23 protein-coding genes are annotated in these 18,683 nt (G+C 37.3%); 12 read left to right on the forward strand and 11 right to left on the reverse strand.

Features of this window, described 5'->3' with window-relative positions; translation table 11 throughout:
• Window positions 1–308: 308 nt before the first annotated feature.
• Window positions 309–1,007 (forward strand): Bax inhibitor-1/YccA family protein, encoded by a 699-nt coding sequence (locus tag PHQ93_RS04630; RefSeq protein ID WP_299941468.1) that lies wholly within the window; start codon window positions 309–311, stop codon window positions 1,005–1,007.
• Complete coding sequence (locus PHQ93_RS04635) at window positions 997–1,398, forward strand: thiamine-phosphate pyrophosphorylase (protein WP_299941471.1); 402 nt, start codon at window positions 997–999, stop codon at window positions 1,396–1,398. The genes PHQ93_RS04630 and PHQ93_RS04635 overlap by 11 nt, the downstream gene beginning before the upstream one ends.
• Before the next feature lie 183 nt (window positions 1,399–1,581).
• Here PHQ93_RS04635 and PHQ93_RS04640 read toward each other — a convergent pair whose 3' ends face one another.
• The 5 genes from PHQ93_RS04640 to soxC all read right to left on the reverse strand — a co-directional run bounded on the left by PHQ93_RS04640 (window position 1,582) and on the right by soxC (window position 6,038).
• The gene (locus tag PHQ93_RS04640) at window positions 1,582–2,589 is read right to left on the reverse strand and encodes an MBL fold metallo-hydrolase (protein WP_299941474.1); all 1,008 of its coding nucleotides are present in this window, start codon (window positions 2,587–2,589) and stop codon (window positions 1,582–1,584) included.
• A gap of 113 nt (window positions 2,590–2,702) precedes the next feature.
• Window positions 2,703–2,996, reverse strand: a complete 294-nt coding sequence (gene soxZ / locus PHQ93_RS04645) for a thiosulfate oxidation carrier complex protein SoxZ (protein WP_299941477.1) — start codon at window positions 2,994–2,996, stop codon at window positions 2,703–2,705.
• Between the two features lie 58 nt (window positions 2,997–3,054).
• Window positions 3,055–3,510 carry a thiosulfate oxidation carrier protein SoxY gene (gene soxY, locus PHQ93_RS04650; protein WP_299941480.1) on the reverse strand — a complete coding sequence of 152 codons (456 nt, stop codon included), beginning with the start codon at window positions 3,508–3,510 and terminating at the stop codon, window positions 3,055–3,057.
• A 41-nt stretch (window positions 3,511–3,551) separates the two neighbouring features.
• Window positions 3,552–4,688, reverse strand: a complete 1,137-nt coding sequence (locus PHQ93_RS04655) for a c-type cytochrome (protein ID WP_299941483.1) — start codon at window positions 4,686–4,688, stop codon at window positions 3,552–3,554.
• A gap of 9 nt (window positions 4,689–4,697) precedes the next feature.
• A complete protein-coding gene (gene soxC / locus PHQ93_RS04660; RefSeq protein ID WP_299941485.1) occupies window positions 4,698–6,038 on the reverse strand; it encodes a sulfite dehydrogenase in 1,341 nt (446 codons plus the stop codon).
• A gap of 262 nt (window positions 6,039–6,300) precedes the next feature.
• On the opposite strand from soxC, the gene PHQ93_RS04665 reads away from it, so the two are divergent.
• A complete protein-coding gene (locus tag PHQ93_RS04665) occupies window positions 6,301–6,741 on the forward strand; it encodes an MOSC domain-containing protein (RefSeq protein WP_299941488.1) in 441 nt (146 codons plus the stop codon).
• 129 nt (window positions 6,742–6,870) lie between these two features.
• On the opposite strand, the gene PHQ93_RS04670 is transcribed toward PHQ93_RS04665, so the two are convergent.
• The 4 genes from PHQ93_RS04670 to PHQ93_RS04685 are packed head-to-tail and all read right to left on the reverse strand — an operon-like array spanning window position 6,871 to window position 10,034.
• Entirely contained in the window at window positions 6,871–7,551 is a 681-nt protein-coding gene (locus PHQ93_RS04670) for a methyltransferase domain-containing protein (RefSeq protein ID WP_299941491.1), read from the reverse strand.
• Window positions 7,548–8,345 (reverse strand): metal ABC transporter permease, encoded by a 798-nt coding sequence (locus tag PHQ93_RS04675; protein WP_299941494.1) that lies wholly within the window; start codon window positions 8,343–8,345, stop codon window positions 7,548–7,550. Before PHQ93_RS04675 ends, PHQ93_RS04670 begins: the two co-directional genes overlap by 4 nt.
• A gap of 1 nt (window position 8,346) precedes the next feature.
• Complete coding sequence (locus tag PHQ93_RS04680) at window positions 8,347–9,111, reverse strand: metal ABC transporter ATP-binding protein (protein ID WP_299941496.1); 765 nt, start codon at window positions 9,109–9,111, stop codon at window positions 8,347–8,349.
• Window positions 9,108–10,034 (reverse strand): metal ABC transporter substrate-binding protein, encoded by a 927-nt coding sequence (locus PHQ93_RS04685; RefSeq protein WP_299941498.1) that lies wholly within the window; start codon window positions 10,032–10,034, stop codon window positions 9,108–9,110. Before PHQ93_RS04685 ends, PHQ93_RS04680 begins: the two co-directional genes overlap by 4 nt.
• A gap of 109 nt (window positions 10,035–10,143) precedes the next feature.
• Here PHQ93_RS04685 and secG point away from each other — a divergent pair, with 109 nt between their 5' ends.
• The 8 genes from secG to murU all read left to right on the forward strand — a co-directional run bounded on the left by secG (window position 10,144) and on the right by murU (window position 17,025).
• Window positions 10,144–10,476, forward strand: coding sequence for a preprotein translocase subunit SecG (secG, locus tag PHQ93_RS04690; protein WP_299941501.1), 333 nt, complete (start codon window positions 10,144–10,146; stop codon window positions 10,474–10,476).
• A 96-nt stretch (window positions 10,477–10,572) separates the two neighbouring features.
• Complete coding sequence (frr, locus tag PHQ93_RS04695; protein WP_299941504.1) at window positions 10,573–11,130, forward strand: ribosome recycling factor; 558 nt, start codon at window positions 10,573–10,575, stop codon at window positions 11,128–11,130.
• A 15-nt stretch (window positions 11,131–11,145) separates the two neighbouring features.
• Window positions 11,146–11,754: an orotate phosphoribosyltransferase gene (gene pyrE, locus PHQ93_RS04700; protein ID WP_299941508.1), complete on the forward strand. Its 609-nt coding sequence runs from the start codon at window positions 11,146–11,148 to the stop codon at window positions 11,752–11,754.
• Between the two features lie 15 nt (window positions 11,755–11,769).
• Window positions 11,770–12,867, forward strand: coding sequence for a glycoside hydrolase family 3 N-terminal domain-containing protein (locus PHQ93_RS04705; protein WP_299941511.1), 1,098 nt, complete (start codon window positions 11,770–11,772; stop codon window positions 12,865–12,867).
• Window positions 12,867–14,336: a sodium:solute symporter gene (locus PHQ93_RS04710; protein WP_299941514.1), complete on the forward strand. Its 1,470-nt coding sequence runs from the start codon at window positions 12,867–12,869 to the stop codon at window positions 14,334–14,336. The genes PHQ93_RS04705 and PHQ93_RS04710 overlap by 1 nt, the downstream gene beginning before the upstream one ends.
• A complete protein-coding gene (locus tag PHQ93_RS04715) occupies window positions 14,329–15,435 on the forward strand; it encodes an anhydro-N-acetylmuramic acid kinase (protein WP_299941517.1) in 1,107 nt (368 codons plus the stop codon). The genes PHQ93_RS04710 and PHQ93_RS04715 overlap by 8 nt, the downstream gene beginning before the upstream one ends.
• Window positions 15,428–16,366, forward strand: a complete 939-nt coding sequence (locus PHQ93_RS04720) for a phosphotransferase (RefSeq protein WP_299941520.1) — start codon at window positions 15,428–15,430, stop codon at window positions 16,364–16,366. Before PHQ93_RS04715 ends, PHQ93_RS04720 begins: the two co-directional genes overlap by 8 nt.
• Window positions 16,363–17,025 (forward strand): N-acetylmuramate alpha-1-phosphate uridylyltransferase MurU, encoded by a 663-nt coding sequence (gene murU / locus PHQ93_RS04725; RefSeq protein ID WP_299941523.1) that lies wholly within the window; start codon window positions 16,363–16,365, stop codon window positions 17,023–17,025. Before PHQ93_RS04720 ends, murU begins: the two co-directional genes overlap by 4 nt.
• On the opposite strand, the gene PHQ93_RS04730 is transcribed toward murU, so the two are convergent.
• Entirely contained in the window at window positions 17,012–17,158 is a 147-nt protein-coding gene (locus PHQ93_RS04730) for a hypothetical protein (RefSeq protein ID WP_299915811.1), read from the reverse strand. The two genes, murU and PHQ93_RS04730, sit on opposite strands and share 14 nt — an antisense overlap.
• A 113-nt stretch (window positions 17,159–17,271) precedes the next feature.
• Here PHQ93_RS04730 and PHQ93_RS04735 point away from each other — a divergent pair, with 113 nt between their 5' ends.
• Entirely contained in the window at window positions 17,272–18,258 is a 987-nt protein-coding gene (locus PHQ93_RS04735; RefSeq protein WP_299941526.1) for a lytic murein transglycosylase, read from the forward strand.
• Window positions 18,259–18,401: 143 nt separating this feature from the next.
• Here PHQ93_RS04735 and PHQ93_RS04740 read toward each other — a convergent pair whose 3' ends face one another.
• The gene (locus PHQ93_RS04740; RefSeq protein ID WP_299941529.1) at window positions 18,402–18,644 is read right to left on the reverse strand and encodes an iron oxidase oxidoreductase; all 243 of its coding nucleotides are present in this window, start codon (window positions 18,642–18,644) and stop codon (window positions 18,402–18,404) included.
• Window positions 18,645–18,683 lie beyond the last annotated feature (39 nt).

An 18,683-nucleotide genomic window follows, 5' to 3' on the forward strand; every position in this document is an offset into this window, starting at 1 on the left:
TGCTTAGTTTTCAATGATCTCAAACTATCTAAAAACCTCTACTTAAGGCTTCTTCAGGTCCTAAACTTTAGGTCTCTGTGTTTGTGGATGGGAATTATAGACAAATGATTCTTAGGAGAGGCTTAAAACATCGCAAGTGTTTTAAAAAGATTTTTAAAATGTTAAGTTTGTTAAGTTTTTGTAATACTGTTTTCTTATAAACTCCCCTATTTACTTGTCTGTTGCTATTTATTAACTCTTTATGTATAAAATTCTTAAACATACAAATATGTAAATTATTTTGTATTACATATATAAAGGAAGAAAATATGGGACTTTATGATCGTGATTACGCAAGGGGAAATGCATCTACTTATAGCAGTTATGTTAAAAGTGAAGCAGAAATTGTTTCTTTTGTAAAAGAGACATATAAACTTTTTGCAGCCTCTATGATGGCTGGAGCTGTTGGGGCTTATGTGGGTGTTCCTATGGCCGGAACAATTCAAGCATTCTTTTGGCCTCTGTTTTTCTTAGAGATGGGTTTATTGATTGGTTTACATTTTGTAAAACATAAACCGGGCATTAATTTAGCCGTAATGTTCGGTTTTGTATTTATGACTGGACTTATGCTTGCACCTCTGTTGTCTCGTACTCTTGGAATGAGCGGTGGAGCTACTATTATAGGAAACGCGTTTGCAATGACCTCTGTTGTATTTGGGGCAATGAGTTTTTATGCAATTAAAACTACAAAAGATTTTACGGGATATACAAAACCTCTTATGATTGCTTTATTGGTAATTGTCGGTTTTTCTATTCTTAATATCTTTTTAGGCAATCCAATATTACATGTAATTATCTCAGGTGCTGTTGTTGTACTATTTAGTATTTTGGTAATCTTTGATACGCAAAATATTATGCAAGGCGGTTATGAAACTCCGATTGACGGTGCAATTGCTCTGTACTTAGATTTTTTAAATATCTTTACTGCCCTGCTGCAACTATTTGGTATATTCGGAAATGACGAATAATCAACTTTCACCCGAACTTTTTCGGGTGATTGATGCAAACCTAAACCGCCTCAGAGAAGGAATCAGAGTTGTTGAAGATATCGTGAGATATAGAGACAATAACAAAGAACTCGCTCAAAAACTAAAACTACTAAGACATAAAACAAAAATCAAAGAAACGCTAGAGTTACTAAAAGAACGTGACAGTGTTAATGATGTACTTCGTTCAACCATCAAAAGTGAATTAAATCGCAGCGATATCTCTTCTATCATTATTGCAAATTTCAAAAGGGCAGAGGAGTCTGCAAGAGTGCTCGAAGAGCTATATAAACTCTGTAATGCCGAGTATAGTGAAAACTTTAAATACATCAGGTACGAGCTTTATACGCTTGAAAAAGAGATTTTGATTTAATTAACTGACTTTTGCGTAACATCAGTAGACTTCTTGCAAAACTTAAAAACTAGATTCCAAATGACCAAAGGAAATACCCTTGCGGTACAAGTTTGGAATGACGAAGTATAGGTGTTTTTAGGTGAAGAAAATTTATGCGGGTAGAAAAAAGCGCCTGTAGAGGCGATTTGGTCTAAGACCAAATCACTTCTTATCAAGACCCATATCGAATTCTATAAATGCTCTTGATACATTTGCTGCATTTAACATATCATACAGAGCCTTATCTTTAAACTCTTCTAACGGCACTGCTTCAACAATTCCCGTCTCGTCTATACCTTTTTTGATAGCATCTTGAACTCTATCTCTTGTAAGAGTAAAATATTGCATCGCTTCATCGGCAGCAGTTTTATCAATTACAAATCCATGACCCGGAATCATCGTAGTCCATGGTAAGGAGTTCATTTTTTCAATAGCTGCAATTTCACCTATAACAGAACCGTCTCTGTTTGATGTAACCCTTCCGTTCATAACCAAGTCTCCGGCAAAGATAACCTTGTTATCCGGCATATATAAAAAGTAATCCTCTTCAGAGTGACCGTTGCCTACCGGAACATATTCAAAATTAACGCCTGAAATAGTAAACTTAATTGTCTCTTTATGCCATTTATCAACCGGCACAATTTTTGTTCCTCTAATAGCATTCTCTGTTAAAGTTTTGAACATTCTTGTTTGGTCGCCGACTTTATAGTTTTTGTTTATAGACTCAGGTCCTATAATTTCTGCTCCATGAACTTCTTTATAGTAGTTATTACCTAGCCAGTGATCATCATGCTCATGGCTTAATATAATAGTTTTTGGAGGTAACTTAGCAATTTTACTCATTGCCTCATAAGCCTGTTTAGCGTATACATAAGATGCACCCGTATCCCATAAGACATAGCTGTCATTCGTTTTAATATAGCAGGTATTTACCATATTTCCGCCGTTCTCTTTTGTAGGAACTTCTAGCGCTCCAAAGAAACACCAAACATTACTGCTAACTTGTTTTGGCTCTAGTTTATAATCAAATTCAGGAGCCACTGCCGGAGCAGCTTTTTCAACTTTAGCACTCTCTTGTGCTTTATTTTTATTATCCGAAGAACATGCAGTCATTATCGGCAGTAAAGCGATTGCCGAGAGTATTAACGGACTAGCTATCTTTTTTAACATAAGATTACCTTTTTTTTTAAATTTATTCTCTGTAAGAATAGAGTTGATGTGTTACACAACACATCAAATTTACTCTTAATAAATTTCCCTCAAAAGAGGGAAATAAGCTAAAATTACTTAATCGCTTCTTCAGCTTTTTCAGTTTTACCTTTGTTGTCAACAGTTTCAACAACAATTTTATCACCGGCTTTAGCACCTTTGAATTTAAACATAAAGTAAGGGTCTTTTGATAAGAATGGTCCCGTTGATGCTTCCCATACAACCGCTGCACCTACTTTAGCAGTAATGTGTGTGATATAGCTCTCTTCAATTTTCTTTGTTGCAGCTTCTTCTTTACCAGCCATTGGACTCTCAAGTAATAACTTGATTTCTGTTTCGTCACCTGTTAATTTTGCTTTTATTTTCATAGTAATCCTTTTTTTATTTTTATTTTATTTTGCAACTATATGAGAAATGGGGGTTATATCAACCTCCACATCCACCGATAGAAACTTCTACTTTTTGTGCTGCCGAGTATAACTTGCCGTCTTTACCTTTTCCAACAATCGTAACTTCTGCAGTTTTTCTCATTTTGATTTTAGTCATCATATCCATAACACCGTTATCGCCCATTTCAAAAACAGCAACCGCACTTCTAGGGTTTGCATCTTGAAAAATAGCAATAGTTGTAAGAGGTATAGATGATTTGATACCGATTGGCACTGCACCACCGTTTTCAGCAAGCTTTGGAGCTTTAATTTCAATTTTACCTTCAGTAGCAGCAGATGAACCGAAAAGTGCCTCTATAGCTTCTTTACTTGTTGGAGCTTCCCAAGCTTTTGGAGCCGTCGTTCTAAAATCAGTAGCAGTTAAACTAGATGGTAAAACTGATACAACAGCAGCTGCAGCTGCACCTAAACTTAAAAATTTTCTTCTTTGCATTTCTTTTCCTTTATGTAGTGTTTAAGTAGATCTAGCAAGCTTTACTTGCTAGATTCTACCATATATTTAACAATATCTTTGACTTCATCGTCACTCAAATTCATAGCTCCACCCTTTGGAGGCATACCGCCAACTCCATTGATAGCATTATGATTTACCTTATCCATACCTTTTTCCATAGCTTTTGCCCAAGCAGCTTTAGCTCCGACAGCCGGAGCGCCCATTGAGTCTGTTTTATGACAAACTGCACAAGACTTCTCATACGCTTTAGCAGCAGGAGATGAAGCAGCACCTTTTGATGCATCTTCTTTTGGAAGATCTCTCACGGTTGTATATGGAGGTACAACAGCCGTAATCTCGTTTGCAATTTTTGCTACAGACTCTTTTCCACAGTTAGTCATACAACGAGTACCCGTTACGGCACCGAAGTTTTTAGGATCTTTATAGAAAGCTCTTACATTTTCAACACCTTTTGGTCCATCAATGTTTGGATAGAAACCATTACGGTTTGGCATAACAATCTTTTTAAAATTCTCTTTGTTAAGCTCTGTAATATCTTTACCGTCTATTTTAACACCGTTCTCTGCTAAGAGATAAGCTGTCATAGCATATAACTGATTTGGCGTATAGCTTTTTGGATGTGCATACGGCATAGCGTCGCGGATATACCAAATAAGTGTACTTGCCTGTGGCCAATATGAACCTATTGTTCTGTTTGGAGCATCTTTACCCGGACAAGTTCTTTGGTTTTTAAGTGACTCTAGTGTTCCACCCGTTAGAGTCGGATACCCTTTACCGCCTGCACCAAACTCACCATGGCAAACTGCACAATCTTTATCATAAAGTTCAGAACCCTCTTCTGCCGTACCGGAACCTTCAGGTAAACCTGTGCCATCCGGCATAATATCGACATCCCAAGCTTTTAACTCATTTGGAGTCGGTGCTCTACCAAAGTTAACACCTTTAGTCGACTGCTCATTTACTTTATATGCAGTATATGAGCCGTTGCTTCTTTTATAAGTTACACCACCGTCTAAAGCATCTTTAGTAGCTTTATAAATACCTGCAGGAGCAGCTTCAGTTTTACTCTCAGTAGCAGCAAAAGCACTTGTAGTTAAAAGTGTACTTGCAATTACAGAAGCCCCTAAAGCAATTAATTTATTATTTAATCTAATCATCATCTCTCCCTACTTTGGACAGTTGTCTGTTCGAACTTGAACATTATGAACTGAACCGTCTTGTCTAACTTCCCAAGTACAAATTGAGTTTCTGTGATAAACACCCTCTAATCCCATAATTGCTTTTTCTTGAGTAATTGACGGTTGAACATAACCGGCATCATCTACTGCACGAGATTGCATAAGCAACGGCTTACCTTCATATTTGTACATATAAGAGAATCTTGTCCATGATTTAGGAAGAACTAGCCCTTTAAGACTTGCTTTAACATAGTTATCTCCGCCGTCAAACGATATATCTACGGCAGTTATAGTTCCGTGTCCGCTCCAAGCAATACCTTCAACCTCAACTAAATCACCTTTTTTAAGGTCTGACCATGGTTTTTCAGGACATGGATTTGTAATAATTGAGTTTACTTCTAATGGATAGAAGTGTTGGATTGCTTTACCGCTCGGCATTAACGCCGTATATTTAGAAGTCTCTTCTTTACAGTACCAAGGTTCTGTTCCAAACTCTAAACGCTTTAAGTATTTAACACATAAGTTAGCTTCCCAGCCCGGTAACATTAAACGAACAGGATATCCTTGTTCCGGTCTAAGTGCTTCACCGTTTTGTGCCCAAACAATCATAGCATCGTCTAAAACTTTCTCAATAGGAATCGTTCTGCTCATCTCTGAACCGTCTGAACCCTCTGCTAACATCCATTTTGCAGTCGGCTTAAGACCGATTTCATCAAGGATAGTTTTTAGGCGAACACCAGTCCACTCAGCATTACTCATCATACCTTTTACGAATTGTAAAGAGTTGAATTGTGGACCTTTCCATTCAGCAGCACCGTTTGCAGGACACTCTAAGAAAAGAAGTCTACTCTCAGCCGGATATTTTTTCAACTGCTCAAGAGTTAAAACAATCGGTTTTTCAACAAGACCGTGAATCATAAGTCTAAACTTATTCGGATCTATATGAGCTACACCGTTATGCGTTCTTGTAAAATGCAGTCCGTTTGGCGTAATAATACCTTCAAGTTCATGCAGAGGCGTCATTGAAACCGCAGCATGCATATCCCCCGCAGATGAAAGAAGAGCCGAAGTTCTTCTTACGACATTATGCTCATATGCCGATGGTATACCGTACGGATATTTATTAAGCTCATCACCTAATGTTGTCCCCCACTCCGTATGGTGAATTATGTTTTCATCATCAGCTAACAACTTTGCAGGTGCTAAAATATTAGCCGCCGCAATCGCGCTCACAGAATAAGCAGCAGTTCTTTTGAAGAATTCTCTTCTGCTTGATTGTTCTGCTTTATTTGTAGTAGTTTCTAAATTATTTTCAGAAATTTTACTCATTAATCATCTACCTCCTTCTCTTTAATCTTGTAGATTTTATGATATGCACAATTACATTTTATGCAAGATATAAAATGCAAGACGGGAAGATTATATATGAAAATAAATTAAATTGTCAAGGAATTTTAGTAAAAATGTAATAATTTTCTCACATTTTTATAATTATTCACACTTCTCTTCTTTTTTGGTAATAAATTTCTCACAAAGTCTACTAAAAAAATATGCTAGAATTTCATACTAATACAAAACAAGGTCTTTTTTTATGCCAAACAAAAAAGTCGGACAAATTTTAAAACTTTTTATCTCTACTGCCCAAAGTTCGCAAAGGGTCGAGAAACCAGTTATCTTGCTTGATGAGTTAGGTGTAATCGGTGATAAGTTTTATAATAGAGATAACGCTCGTTCTATATTATTGACATCAACGGATAGTTATGATTTAATCAAAAACTATGATATAGATATGCCGAGCGGATATTTAGGCGAAAATCTTTTAATGGATTACAACCCTTACTCTTTAGCTATAGGAACGCAGCTTAAAATCGGAGATACAATACTGGAGATAAGCCAAAACTGCACGATTTGCAATCATCTATCCGTAATAGATAAACGGATACCGAAACTTTTAAAAGATGATAGAGGAATTTTTGCAAAAGCTATACAAGGCGGAGAGATAAGTATCGGAGACACTATTTATATACTTTAGATAACTGAGACCTTAATACTCTTAGGCATTTATGCCGGAAGCTTTAGGGGGTTGCAAGGGACAAATTTGTCCCTGCCGGTAAAATGGGCTCGCGTGCCCTTTGGGTATTGCTCATTTTACTGCTTAACATCAATAGATAAAGACTACCTCAAACTCCAGATAGTTCAAAGGGTACTCATTTAGCAGCTTTTTGCTCTCTTTGTAACTTAATATTTTTCTTGCCCCGCTAACGCCGCTTCTCTTTATATACTTAAACATCTCTCTTGTCGATTCAAACTCAAGTTTATAGTTTACTACTTCAAACTCTGCGTCGAAATATTTTTTTTGAAGTTCATTTACCTCATCGGCACTTTTTAAAATCGACTCTATCGACGCCGTTTTATTTATGGTTTTAAAAGTATTTGCAGTAAAAATTGCCAAAGCAAGAGGCGCATTAAACTGCTTAATTTTGCCAAATACCCTATCTAAATCATCCGCCCACTGCAAAGCCGATGCGGAAAAAATAAAATCGTATCTATATGTAAGCAGCTTTTCAAATAACTTATCATCGTTAAAGTCCCCGTATATAAGCTCAATCTTTGATGATTTTGGATGCAAATCTAACATACCCTTGGCAAAATCAACACCGCTAAAGTGTTCATACTCCCAATTAATCGCTCTGCAAATGCTTCCGCTTCCGCATCCCAAATCCAAAATTCGTTTCGGTTTTTCATTAATATGGCTAAGAAGTTTTTCTACCACCCTGTTTTGTATAATATTGTAACTATTATAATGCGGTGCATATTTTGAAAACTCGGAGCTTATTTTCATTTTCTATTTATGATTAGAGATATTATAAAGATTACAAGTACGCACAAAACTATCGTAGCGCCTGAAGGGAGCGAGAAATAAAAAGAGAGCGTCATACCTGATACGACGCTAAAGAGTCCAAAAATCAGAGAAATAATTACAGTTTTTAAAAAACCGACTCTAAACTGTAACGCTGAGACGCTCGGGATTATCATAAGCGCACCTATGAGCAAACTTCCCACTACTCTGATGGAAAGTGCAATGATAACGGCTACTACGCTAACAAGCAGAAAATTTAAAAAATTTACTTTAATTCCGCTTGTTTGTGCCACCTCTTCATCATAGGCGATAAAATATAACTCTTTTGAGAAAAATAGCAGTGCGCCCAAAGAGAGGGTTCCAAAAATAGCAATAGTTACGACATCCTCGCTGCTTACGGATAAAATAGAGCCAAAAAGATAGGAAAAAAGAGAGTTGTTAAAGGCACCGCCGATGGAGACGATAATAACGGCAGCTGCTAATGAACCCGAGAGCAAAATAGCAAGTACGGCATCGCTGTAGAGCGAAAATGCACTTCTTAGATACTCTATAAGCCAAGCGGATATAATGGCAAACAAAACAGCCATCCATAAAGGATTAAAGCCACCCACAAGACCGACGGCAACACCGACAAGTGCTGAATGGGCAAGTGTTTCGCTAATCATCGAGTAGCGTTTTAAAACTACAAAAGTTCCGCTCACGGAGGCAAGAACGGCAATAATAATACCCGCTACAAAAGCTCTTTGCATAAAATCGTATTCAAACATTTCTAACATATTAATGCTCGTGCTTATGATTGTGAAGCAGATGGGCATCTATGCCATAAAGTTCGCTCATCTCTTGACAGCTTAAAAGTTGTTTGGGGTTATTGCATATAATAGCTTTTTCGTTTATGGTAAAAAGCCTTGCTATATCATCTGCAATTACGCCTATATCGTGCGTAATAAAAACTATAGTTATCTTATCTTCTTTATTTAATTTTCTAAGAAGCGCATAGAAATTTTTTTGCGAAGCCGCATCTACTCCGGTATTTGGCTCATCCAGTATCAATATTTCAGGTTTTGAAGCAAGGGCACGGGCAATCATAGCTCTTTGTCTCTGCCCACCGGAGAGAGTACCTATCATCTTGTCTTTTAAATCAAGTATATCCATCTTTGCCATTGCATCGTAAACAAGCTTTTTATCGGTTTCGCTAAAAGAGCTGAAAAATCCTCTCTGTGAAGTTCTGCCCATTTTTACTATATCCAAAACAGTTGCCGGAAAAGAGCTGTCTACATGCGAAGCGCGTTGCGGAACATAGCCGATTTTATGCCACTCTTTAAAATTTGAGAGCTTTTTTCCGTATATTTTCACTTCTCCGGTTGTCGGTTTTTCAAGTCCCAAGAGCATACGGATAAGCGTCGTTTTACCGCCTCCGTTTGGACCGATTATAGCAATATACTCCGAACGAAAAATCTCCAAAGAGATATTTGATAAAATTCTCTGACCTTTAACGATAAAAGTTAAGTTTTTGATATCGAATATCGGAAGATTAAATTTCATTTACACTCAAGTGCTTGTGATATCTTTTGCAAATTTTTTCTCATAATATCTTCGTAGCTTAATCCCGACTTTGCCTCATCCGCCGTGATGTTGCCGAGAGGTTGAAGAATATCAACCTTTACGTTTGCCTCTTTTGCTATACTCTTTATCGCTTTATCGCTTGCAAAACTCTCAAAAAATATAGTAGCTACTTTATGCTCTTTTACATGTGTTATAAGTTTTATCATATTTTTTGGACTAGGTTCGGCTTCAGGCGATAATCCACTAAGGGCTTCGACATGAAAACCGTATCTGTTGGCAAGATATGAAAAAGCGTCGTGATTTACTATAATCGTATCGAGCTTACAAGCAGAGAGCTTCTTTTTATAATCTGCATCGAGATTTTTTAACATATTTATATAATTATCTCTATTTTTTATATATAAACTTTTATTTTGCGGAAACAGTTGAGCAAGTTCCTCTGTGATACGCTCTGTGGCTTTTATCATATTTTGCAAATCCTGCCAATAGTGCGGATCAACGCTATTATGTTTATGGTGAACATCTCCGTGGTGTTCATGTTCACCGTTTGGCTTTTTAAGCTCAACATATTTGCTTATGTCGATGGCTCTATTTTTAAATTTAAATCCGCCTATCCACGGTTCTAAGCCTGCCCCGCTGTAGAGAACCAAATCGCTTTTTGATATTTTTATCATCTCTTTGGGTGATGGCTCATAACTATGAACATCTACTCCAAAAGGAAGAATCATAAAAACTTCCGCACTCTCGCCTGCAATATTTTTTGAGATATCATACAAAGAGAATGTACTGGCTGCGATAGTCGGCTTTTGAGCAATCTCCTTTGCGCTTAATGGAGTAATAAATATTATTAAAGATACAAAAACCGCAACTGCAGTCACTAAAATTCTATTTTTTAAATTCATTACTGTTTCCGATATTTTTTTGAAATTATAGCTTATTTTGCAACAATAAGTTTTTTTGGGTATAATTCGCCACTTTTTAAAATAGGGCGAAACCCTCAAGGATATATAAATGACAACTAGTTTTCTACTTATTGTTCAAATAATTTTAGTAGTAATGTTGGTAATTGCGGTACTTCTGCAAAAAAGCTCAAGCATCGGTCTTGGCGCATACAGCGGTTCAAACGAATCTGTTTTCGGGGCAAAAGGTCCAAACAGCTTTTTGGCAAAAACAACTTTTATTATAGGTTTTTTATTTGTCGTAAACACAATCACATTAGGTTATATGTATGGTTCAACTTCAACAAAATCGGTTGTTGATAATATAGTTGAAACAAAGAATATCGTAGCTCCGTCTACATCTGCGACTACACCGGCAAACAACGAAACTACACCTTCAAAATAGTTGCAATTTTTTTGCAGCTATAACTTCTTAAATTCTCTTTTTTAAATATTTCTTGCTACAATTGCACCAATATTTTTCATATACAAGGGAACAAAAATGCTAAACGAAATATTCAAAGAGTGTGAAGCAGAAATGAAATCAAGCCTAAACCATATGCTTAGAGATTTTAAAACACTTAGAACAGGTAAAATTACTACCTCTGTTTTGGATAATGTAAAAGTTGACTACTATGGAACAATGACTGCACTTGATCAAGTCGGCTCTATCTTAGTAGCAGATGCAACTACTATCGTTATAAATCCGTGGGAAAAAAATCTTCTTCAGCAAATTGAGAGCGCTATATCAAAAGCAAATGTCGGAGCAAATCCAAATAACGACGGCATTCAAATCAAACTATTTTTCCCTGCAATGACTGTTGAGCAGAGACAAGAGTCGGTAAAACAGATGAAGGGCATGGGTGAGACCGCAAAAGTTGCGATAAGAAATGATAGAAAACACTCAAACGATAAAATCAAAAAACTTGAAAAAGATAAAGCAATAACTGCCGATGAGTCAAAATCTGCTCAAGATAATATACAAAAAATAACCGATAAATTTATTGCCGAAGTTGAAAGTATATTAAAAACAAAAGAATCGGAAATACTAAAAGTATAATACAAGGAACTCTCTATGGATGTTAAGAAAATATATATGGACTCAAATGCTCTTTTAGAGGGGCATTTTAAACTAAGCAGCGGCAACCATTCACAATATTATTTACAATCTGCAAAAGTTTTAGAAGATCCAAAAACGGCAAAGCTTCTTGCCGATGCGCTAGCTCTTCAAATCAAAGAGAGCGGTTTAGAGATAGATACGGTTTGCGCTCCGGCTCTTGGCGGGCTAATCGCCGGTTTTGCACTTGCTACCGCACTTGATTGCCGCTCTATATTTGCCGAGAGAGTAAACGGGGAGATGAGTATCCGCCGCGGTTTTGAAGTAAAAGAGGGCGAGAGAGTTCTAATGTGCGAAGATATCATTACAACCGGCGGCTCCGCTATGGAAGCTGCAGAAGTTGTAAAGAGTCTCGGCGGAAAGATTGTCGGTGTTGCTGCTTTGGCAAATCGCGGTTTTTGTAAACGCGAAAACAGCATGGTAACTACAAAACCAAACTGTAAGCTCCCGCAAGACATTCCATTTTTTGCGTTAGAGGATTTTACATTTGAAATGTATGCACCCGAAGCGTGTCCAATGTGCAAAGACGGAAGCGAGGCTATAAAACCCGGCTCCAGAGGCAACTAAAATTAAGCGCTATCTGTGAAACCGATTGCACTTTTTTTAGCACTTCTGTTTTTTTGGCAAAATCTAGGCGCATCAGCCGATATACCTGAAGATAACGAGCTAAAAAAGATGATTGGCAGAATGCTTATCGTCGGATTTGACGGTGATAGTGTAGATGAGAATAGCAAAATAGTTTCCCAGATACAAAAATATGAACTTGGCGGTGTAATTCTTTTTGACCGTCACTTTCATGACAGAACCAAAACAAAAAATATCAGCTCGCCGCAACAATTAAGCACTCTTACTTCATCGCTAAAATCTTTTGCAAAAAAACCGCTTATCGTCTCTGTTGATCAAGAGGGCGGAAGAGTCGCAAGACTTAAACCTGCATACGGATTTGACGCAACGCCCTCAGCTAAAGTTGTCTCTGAGATGGATGAGTATATGACAAAGCATGTATACAACTCTCTAGCAAAAACACTCAAAAACAGCGGAATAAATTGTGATTTTGCACCCGTCGTTGATTTGGCGATAAACCCACAAAATAGAGTTATCGTCGGACTAAATCGCTCTTACGGAACCGACTCCAAAGAGGTTGCAAAATACGCAAAGATATTTATAAACTCCCTTAAAAATGAACATATTTTAAGCGTGGCAAAGCATTTTCCCGGACACGGTTCATCGCTTGGTGATTCGCATGAAGGTTTTGTGGATATCAGTAAAACTTGGAGCGAGGTAGAACTTGAACCATACAAAGAACTAATCAACTCAGGCATGATTTCTATGATAATGACCGCCCATGTTTTTAACTCGCAGTTAGATGAAAAGTACCCCTCTACGCTCTCACACAATGTAAACACAAAACTACTTCGGGACAAACTCCATTTTAACGGTGTTATTGTAAGCGATGATTTACAGATGGGGGCGATTTTGAAGCACTACTCGCTAAAAGAGATTGTTTCATTATCCATAAACAGCGGGGTTGATATGCTGCTTTTTGGCAATCAGCTTGCAACTCAAGACATTGATGAGCTTGTAGAGCTTATTTTTGCCGAGGTTAAAAGCGGCGAAATAAGCTACAGACGAATCTTGGAGTCAAACAAAAGAGTAGAACTCTTGCATAAAAGTTTCTAATGCAGAGTGCTTTTTCTACCCTTGACTGGCTTGTGTTTGGTCTCTATTTTTTAGTTTTAACCGTTACTTCGGTGATACTTAGCCGCACGAAAATAGAGTCGTCACGCGATTTCTTCATTACCAAACACCATATGTCGACATTTGCCGTTGCCGTTTCCGTAATTGCCACTTCTCAATCCGCCGCTACATTTTTAGGCGCTCCGGAGTACTCATATACTCATAACTTTACATTTATAGGCTTTTACTTCTCAGGAGTGCTCGGGGCTTTTTTTGTAGCTTTTGTGCTTGTTCCGAAATTTTACGAGATGAAAGCGGTTACGGTTTATGAGCTTTTAGAACTAAGATACGGGGAAAGCGCAAAAAAACAAGCAGGAGTTATGTTTTTACTAGGAAGAGTCTTAGCAAGCGGCGCAAGACTCTACATCGGCGCGCTTGCAATCTCTATGATTCTTTTTAACGACATAATATTTGCGCATGTAGCTATATCTATTTTCGTTTTAATGGCAGGTTCTGTCGCCTACTCATATTTCGGCGGTATCCGCTCCATCATCTTAAGCGATATTATTCAAGCTATTACCTACATTACTGCGGCGTTAGCAGTACTTATTTTTCTCTACTACTCGCTTGAAGATGTAGAGATTATAAAAACACTCCAAGAGCATGATAAGCTGGTGTTTATAGACACCTCATTTAGCGGAGAGTTTAGTCTTATAGGGCTTTTTGGCGGATGGCTTTTGCTAAATATCGCGGCTTACGGGCTTGACCAAGACCTGACTCAAAGAGTTCTTTGCTGTAAAAACAAAAGAGAAGCGACAAAGTCGCTCTTTATCTCGACGCTTCTAACGGTTCCTATCGTTATGATTTTTTTAACAATCGGTGCACTTTTATATGTTTTTTACCTTCAAAGCAGTGTCGTGCAAAATTTTCAGGGCGAAAAAATAACCATCTTTATGTACTACATTTTAAATGAGATGCCGGAGGGCTTAAGAGGCTTGGTTACGGTTGGAGCGGTTGCAACGGCACTCTCAAGCACAACCTCTGTTTTAGGTGCTATGGCATCGGTTGCGGTTGAAGATTTATACAGACCGTGGAAGATGAAAAGGGGCAAAGTAGCTGAAAAACATTTTATAAAAGCATCAAGATTTGCGGTACTTTTTTTCGCACTTGCTCTCTCTTTGATGGCGATAGGAAGTTACTTTTGGCAACGATACAGCAACCTTTCACTCATTAGTTTCGCACTCGGAGTTATGGCATTTGCCTATACAGGGCTTTTGGGTGTATATTTTTCGGCAATATTTACGACTCGTGGAAACCAAACTACCGTTCTTTTAGCACTTATTGGCGGATTTATAACAGTTTTAGCACTTCAACCATATACTTTCGGAATTAATTTAGGTTTTTCATGGCAGATAGTTATCGGAACTGCCGTAGCGTTTTTAATTACTCAAAGCGGAGCAAAGAATGGATGAATTTTACATCGGTGTAATGTCGGGAACAAGCCTTGACGGTATCGATATAGCTTTTTGCGAAATCAAACCGCATAGTTTTGAGCTGCTTTACTCTGCCGTATATCCTTTTGATAAAGAGTTAAAGGTTGACATCCTAAGTGCTATAAATGCTCCGATAACTCTAAAGACCATAGGTGAACTTGATACCCGTTTGGGCAAAATGTACGCTGATGCGATAGAGAGTTTTATATATGAGAAAAAGATAGATAAAAATAAAATAAGAGCTATCGGCCTACACGGTCAAACACTTTGGCACGAGCCAAACAGTAAGTACCCTTTTTCTATGCAGTTAGGCAATCCTAGTGTTGTAACGGCTCAAACAGGTGTTAGAGTTGTCAGTGATTTTAGACAAAAAGATATAGCGCTCGGGGGTCAAGGTGCTCCTTTTGCACCTGCTTTTCATAACTACCTATTTTCAAAACTTGAAGGCAATATCGCGGTGCTAAATATCGGCGGAATGGCAAATCTAACTATTCTAGGCGATGAACTTATAGGCTACGACACAGGCTGCGGCAATGTTCTTATAGACTACTGGGCTTCTCAAAATAACAATACTGCTTATGACGAAGACGGAAAATGGGCTAAATCGGGAACCGTAAATGCCGAGTTGCTTAAACTTATGCTAAAAGAGCCTTACTTTTCAAAAGAAGCTCCAAAAAGTACTGGTCGTGAGCTTTTTAACGGAAATTGGCTTAAAAAACAGCTTGAACTTTTCTCACTAAAAAGAGGAGGAAATTCTCATATAAAAAACAGAGATGTTCAAGCAACTCTTTTAGAGTTAAGCGTAAAGAGCATCGCAAATGAGGTCAAAAAAACCTCAACCGATTTGTTGATTGTATGTGGCGGCGGCGTTAAGAACTCTTACCTTATGGAGCGACTCAAAGATGAACTAAGCGGAATAGAGGTTGTTTCAAGCGATGAGTGTGGAGTTAGCAGTGAATTTATGGAGGCTATGGCTTTTGCATGGCTTGCTTATGAGAGAGTGCACAAAAGATGTGTTAAACTATCCTCCGTTACGGGAGCGTCAAAAGATTCTATTTTAGGTGCTATATATGAGTAAAATAAAAGAGTGGCTACAAACAACTTCTTACAAAAATTATACGATTGAGACTGCATTAGCAGATGCAAGTTTTAGAAAATATTACAGACTCAGAGACGGGGACAAAACAGCCCTTTTGATGGACTCTTCTTTGGAGTTAAACTCTTTAAAATCATTTTTAGATGTAACGATAAGACTAAAAAATGCGGATGTAAGCGTCCCTAAGATTTTTGAACAAAACATAGAAAACGGGTACATAATTTTAGAAGATTTCGGAACTACCCACTATTTGGATCTCTTAAGTGAAAATAACTTCAAAGCGTTTTACACGAAAGCCATCAATTCTATTTTAAAAATGCAAAAAGCGGATACGAAAGATTTGCCTCTATACGATAAAGAGTTTTTACATGCAGAGATGCAATTGATGCAGGATTGGTATATAGAGAAACTTCTTCGCGCAAAGCTAAACGAATCGCAAAAAGAGCTTATCGCAACTACGCTTGAGACTATTTCTGCCGTAGTTTTAGAGCAGCCTCAAGATGTTTTTGTGCATCGCGATTTTCACTCAAGAAATATCATGCTAAAAAATGATAAAAAAATCGGCATCATTGATTATCAAGACGCGATGAGCGGTGCCATAACCTACGACTTGGTCTCTTTACTCAAAGATTGTTATGTCGCTTACGATAGAAAAGAGATTAAAACTCTTGCATTGGAGTTTCGCGATAAAAAAGGGATTAAAGTAGATAATGAAACATTTATCAAATGGTTTGATTTTATGGGATTGCAAAGACATATAAAAGTGCTAGGCATATTTTCCCGCCTATCTCTTCGTGACGGCAAAAACGGCTATCTAAAAGATATCCCGCTGACACTCAAGTATGTTATAGATACGGCAAGCAGATACAGCCAAACCAAAGAGTTGGCAAATTTATTGAGCAGTATAAAATGAAAGCAATGATTTTGGCGGCCGGACGAGGCGAGAGAATGCGTCCGCTGACTGACAAAATACCCAAACCCCTGCTTGAGGTGCATAAAAAACCACTTATTGTTTGGCATATAGAAAAGCTTGCTTCTCTTGGTTTTAGAGAAATTGTTATCAATATCGATCATCTTGGAGATATGATACAAAAAAAATTGGGCAACGGCAGAGAGTGGGGAGTAAACTTAATCTACTCGGATGAGCAAAAAAGCGGAGCCTTAGAGAGTGCAGGCGGAATCATAAAAGCGCTTGGGATACTTGGAGATGAGAATTTTTTAGTAGTAAACGGCGATATTTGGTGCGACTATGAGTTTGAAAATAACTTTGATTTGAAAGATGATTTGGCGCATCTGATTTTAGTTCCAAATCCACAACACAACCCGCATGGAGATTTTGCTCTGCATAACGGCAGAGTTATAAACGATGCAGAACAAAAGTTTACCTTCTCAGGCATAGGATACTACAGCATAAAATTTTTTGATAACTTAGAGTGCAAAAAAACTCCACTTGCACCTCTGCTAAGAGAAGCGGCACAAAAGGGCAAAGTCGGAGGTTCTTTATATAATGGAAGATGGCATGACATAGGCACGCCGCAGAGGCTTGCCGAAGCAAACGCTATTTTTGTATAAACTGACCGCACCCTTTTGTCTCTGTGCCTTTAAATGTTTTATAATCTTTATTGCCGTCTAAATATGATTGGAAACGAGCGCACTCTTTGCTTTTTAGGCATATTTTGTTGTCGCAGGCTTTATCTACTTCCATATAGACTCCTTTGTTTAATTTTTTGAAATTATAACAAACATATCTATCAATTAATATGCATTTGATTTTAAAATGCTATACTAAAAATATAAAAATAGCGGGGTGAATTGATAATGATTAAAATATTTTTTGTGCTTTTGTTAAGCACTCTGCTTTTTGCAAAACATAATAGCTGTGAATTTCAAAACCAAAATTATACGGAAGTTTGTAACAAAGTAGTAGAAAACGGTGTGTCGTATGAGTATGCAAATAAATTTTTATTATCTTTTTTTAAAACACAAAAATTTGACGAAATAAGTTATGAGTACCTGCAGCCAAAATATATACAAGTTCATAAAAAAAATGAGAAAAAAGCGAACAATGTACTGGTTAAATATATACCCGAGATGGTTGAACATCTAAAAAAATATAGTGAAGTTTATGATTATGCCGAGGAAAAATATGGCGTAAACCGTGAGATAGTAGCTGCTATTTTGCTAAAAGAGACAAGGCTGGGAAAAATCGTGCCAAAACATGATGCGTTTATTGTTTTTAACACTTTAGTCGTGCGAACAAAACCAAACACGCAAAGAGAAAAGTGGCTCTTAAATATGGGCAAAACCAATATGGTATCTATCATCACACATTGTTATAAAAGAGGTGTAGAACCTGATGAGTGCAATCTGCCAAGCTCATACGCCGGAGCCGTAGGAATACCGCAGTTTATGCCCGATAGTTTTATATATAGCGAAGGATATAAAACAGAAATTGCAGATTTGACAAAGATGGAAGATGCAATCTTGTCTGCTAGTAAATTTCTCAACAAAAAAGCCGAATTTACAGAGCTTCTTGACTGGAATAAAATACCCGACATCGTAGATATCGAGTCAAAATGGTATGACTATGAGTTTGAAAATGAAGATGCTTCATTTGTTCATGCCAAAAACAAAGGTACCGATAAAGAGAGCAAATGCTTTACATGCGATAAAGAGGAGCTTAATTACTTAAGAGAGTACACAAAAAAAGTCTTGCGCTACAACAACTCCTCAAACTATGCAGTTGGCGTAATGCGTTTGGCTTATGAAGCGCAAAAAGGGCTTGTCCGTACAGAAGGAAAATAACCTAAAAATGCATTGTGTATACAAGGTAATAAATAAGCTTCTTTCATAACTAAAAGATTAGATTCCAAATTAAAATATTTTTTGTGCAAACTTGGACATAATTTAGAATCTAGGTTATGAAAAAAAGTAATATGGTTAGTTACTTATTTTTTCTCTTGAAATATCCTACACCAGCCATCAGGGCTAATTGAACCTTCAACCATCTTACATTCGTTGGTCTGCGGAAGAAAGTAGACACAATTTAAACATCTCTTTCCATCATTTGGAGTCTCTTGATACTTAAATGTGTCTTTTGGTACTTTTGCATACAGCGGAGTCGTACTCCATGTCACTAAACCCAACATAGCCATATATTTAAAAAAAACTCTTCGTGTTAAAACTTTCATAACAATCTCCTTGTCATTTATATTAACTTTAGTGCTACA

The sequence above is a fragment of the Sulfurimonas sp. genome, from assembly GCF_028714975.1.
Lineage (GTDB): Bacteria > Campylobacterota > Campylobacteria > Campylobacterales > Sulfurimonadaceae > Sulfurimonas.

Coding starts and splice junctions, on each gene's coding strand:
- PHQ93_RS04675 (WP_299941494.1), bottom strand. CDS start 8,345: ATGTTAGAAATGTTTGAATACGATTTTATGCAAAGAGCTTTTGTAGCG.
- PHQ93_RS04730 (WP_299915811.1), bottom strand. CDS start 17,158: ATGGAAGTAGATAAAGCCTGCGACAACAAAATATGCCTAAAAAGCAAA.
- murU (WP_299941523.1), top strand. CDS start 16,363: ATGAAAGCAATGATTTTGGCGGCCGGACGAGGCGAGAGAATGCGTCCG.
- PHQ93_RS04710 (WP_299941514.1), top strand. CDS start 12,867: ATGCAGAGTGCTTTTTCTACCCTTGACTGGCTTGTGTTTGGTCTCTAT.
- PHQ93_RS04720 (WP_299941520.1), top strand. CDS start 15,428: ATGAGTAAAATAAAAGAGTGGCTACAAACAACTTCTTACAAAAATTAT.
- PHQ93_RS04670 (WP_299941491.1), bottom strand. CDS start 7,551: ATGAAAATAAGCTCCGAGTTTTCAAAATATGCACCGCATTATAATAGT.
- secG (WP_299941501.1), top strand. CDS start 10,144: ATGACAACTAGTTTTCTACTTATTGTTCAAATAATTTTAGTAGTAATG.
- PHQ93_RS04680 (WP_299941496.1), bottom strand. CDS start 9,111: ATGAAATTTAATCTTCCGATATTCGATATCAAAAACTTAACTTTTATC.
- soxY (WP_299941480.1), bottom strand. CDS start 3,510: ATGCAAAGAAGAAAATTTTTAAGTTTAGGTGCAGCTGCAGCTGCTGTT.
- PHQ93_RS04665 (WP_299941488.1), top strand. CDS start 6,301: ATGCCAAACAAAAAAGTCGGACAAATTTTAAAACTTTTTATCTCTACT.
- PHQ93_RS04655 (WP_299941483.1), bottom strand. CDS start 4,688: ATGATTAGATTAAATAATAAATTAATTGCTTTAGGGGCTTCTGTAATT.
- PHQ93_RS04635 (WP_299941471.1), top strand. CDS start 997: ATGACGAATAATCAACTTTCACCCGAACTTTTTCGGGTGATTGATGCA.
- soxZ (WP_299941477.1), bottom strand. CDS start 2,996: ATGAAAATAAAAGCAAAATTAACAGGTGACGAAACAGAAATCAAGTTA.
- pyrE (WP_299941508.1), top strand. CDS start 11,146: ATGGATGTTAAGAAAATATATATGGACTCAAATGCTCTTTTAGAGGGG.
- frr (WP_299941504.1), top strand. CDS start 10,573: ATGCTAAACGAAATATTCAAAGAGTGTGAAGCAGAAATGAAATCAAGC.
- PHQ93_RS04715 (WP_299941517.1), top strand. CDS start 14,329: ATGGATGAATTTTACATCGGTGTAATGTCGGGAACAAGCCTTGACGGT.
- soxC (WP_299941485.1), bottom strand. CDS start 6,038: ATGAGTAAAATTTCTGAAAATAATTTAGAAACTACTACAAATAAAGCA.
- PHQ93_RS04735 (WP_299941526.1), top strand. CDS start 17,272: ATGATTAAAATATTTTTTGTGCTTTTGTTAAGCACTCTGCTTTTTGCA.
- PHQ93_RS04685 (WP_299941498.1), bottom strand. CDS start 10,034: ATGAATTTAAAAAATAGAATTTTAGTGACTGCAGTTGCGGTTTTTGTA.
- PHQ93_RS04640 (WP_299941474.1), bottom strand. CDS start 2,589: ATGTTAAAAAAGATAGCTAGTCCGTTAATACTCTCGGCAATCGCTTTA.
- PHQ93_RS04630 (WP_299941468.1), top strand. CDS start 309: ATGGGACTTTATGATCGTGATTACGCAAGGGGAAATGCATCTACTTAT.
- PHQ93_RS04740 (WP_299941529.1), bottom strand. CDS start 18,644: ATGAAAGTTTTAACACGAAGAGTTTTTTTTAAATATATGGCTATGTTG.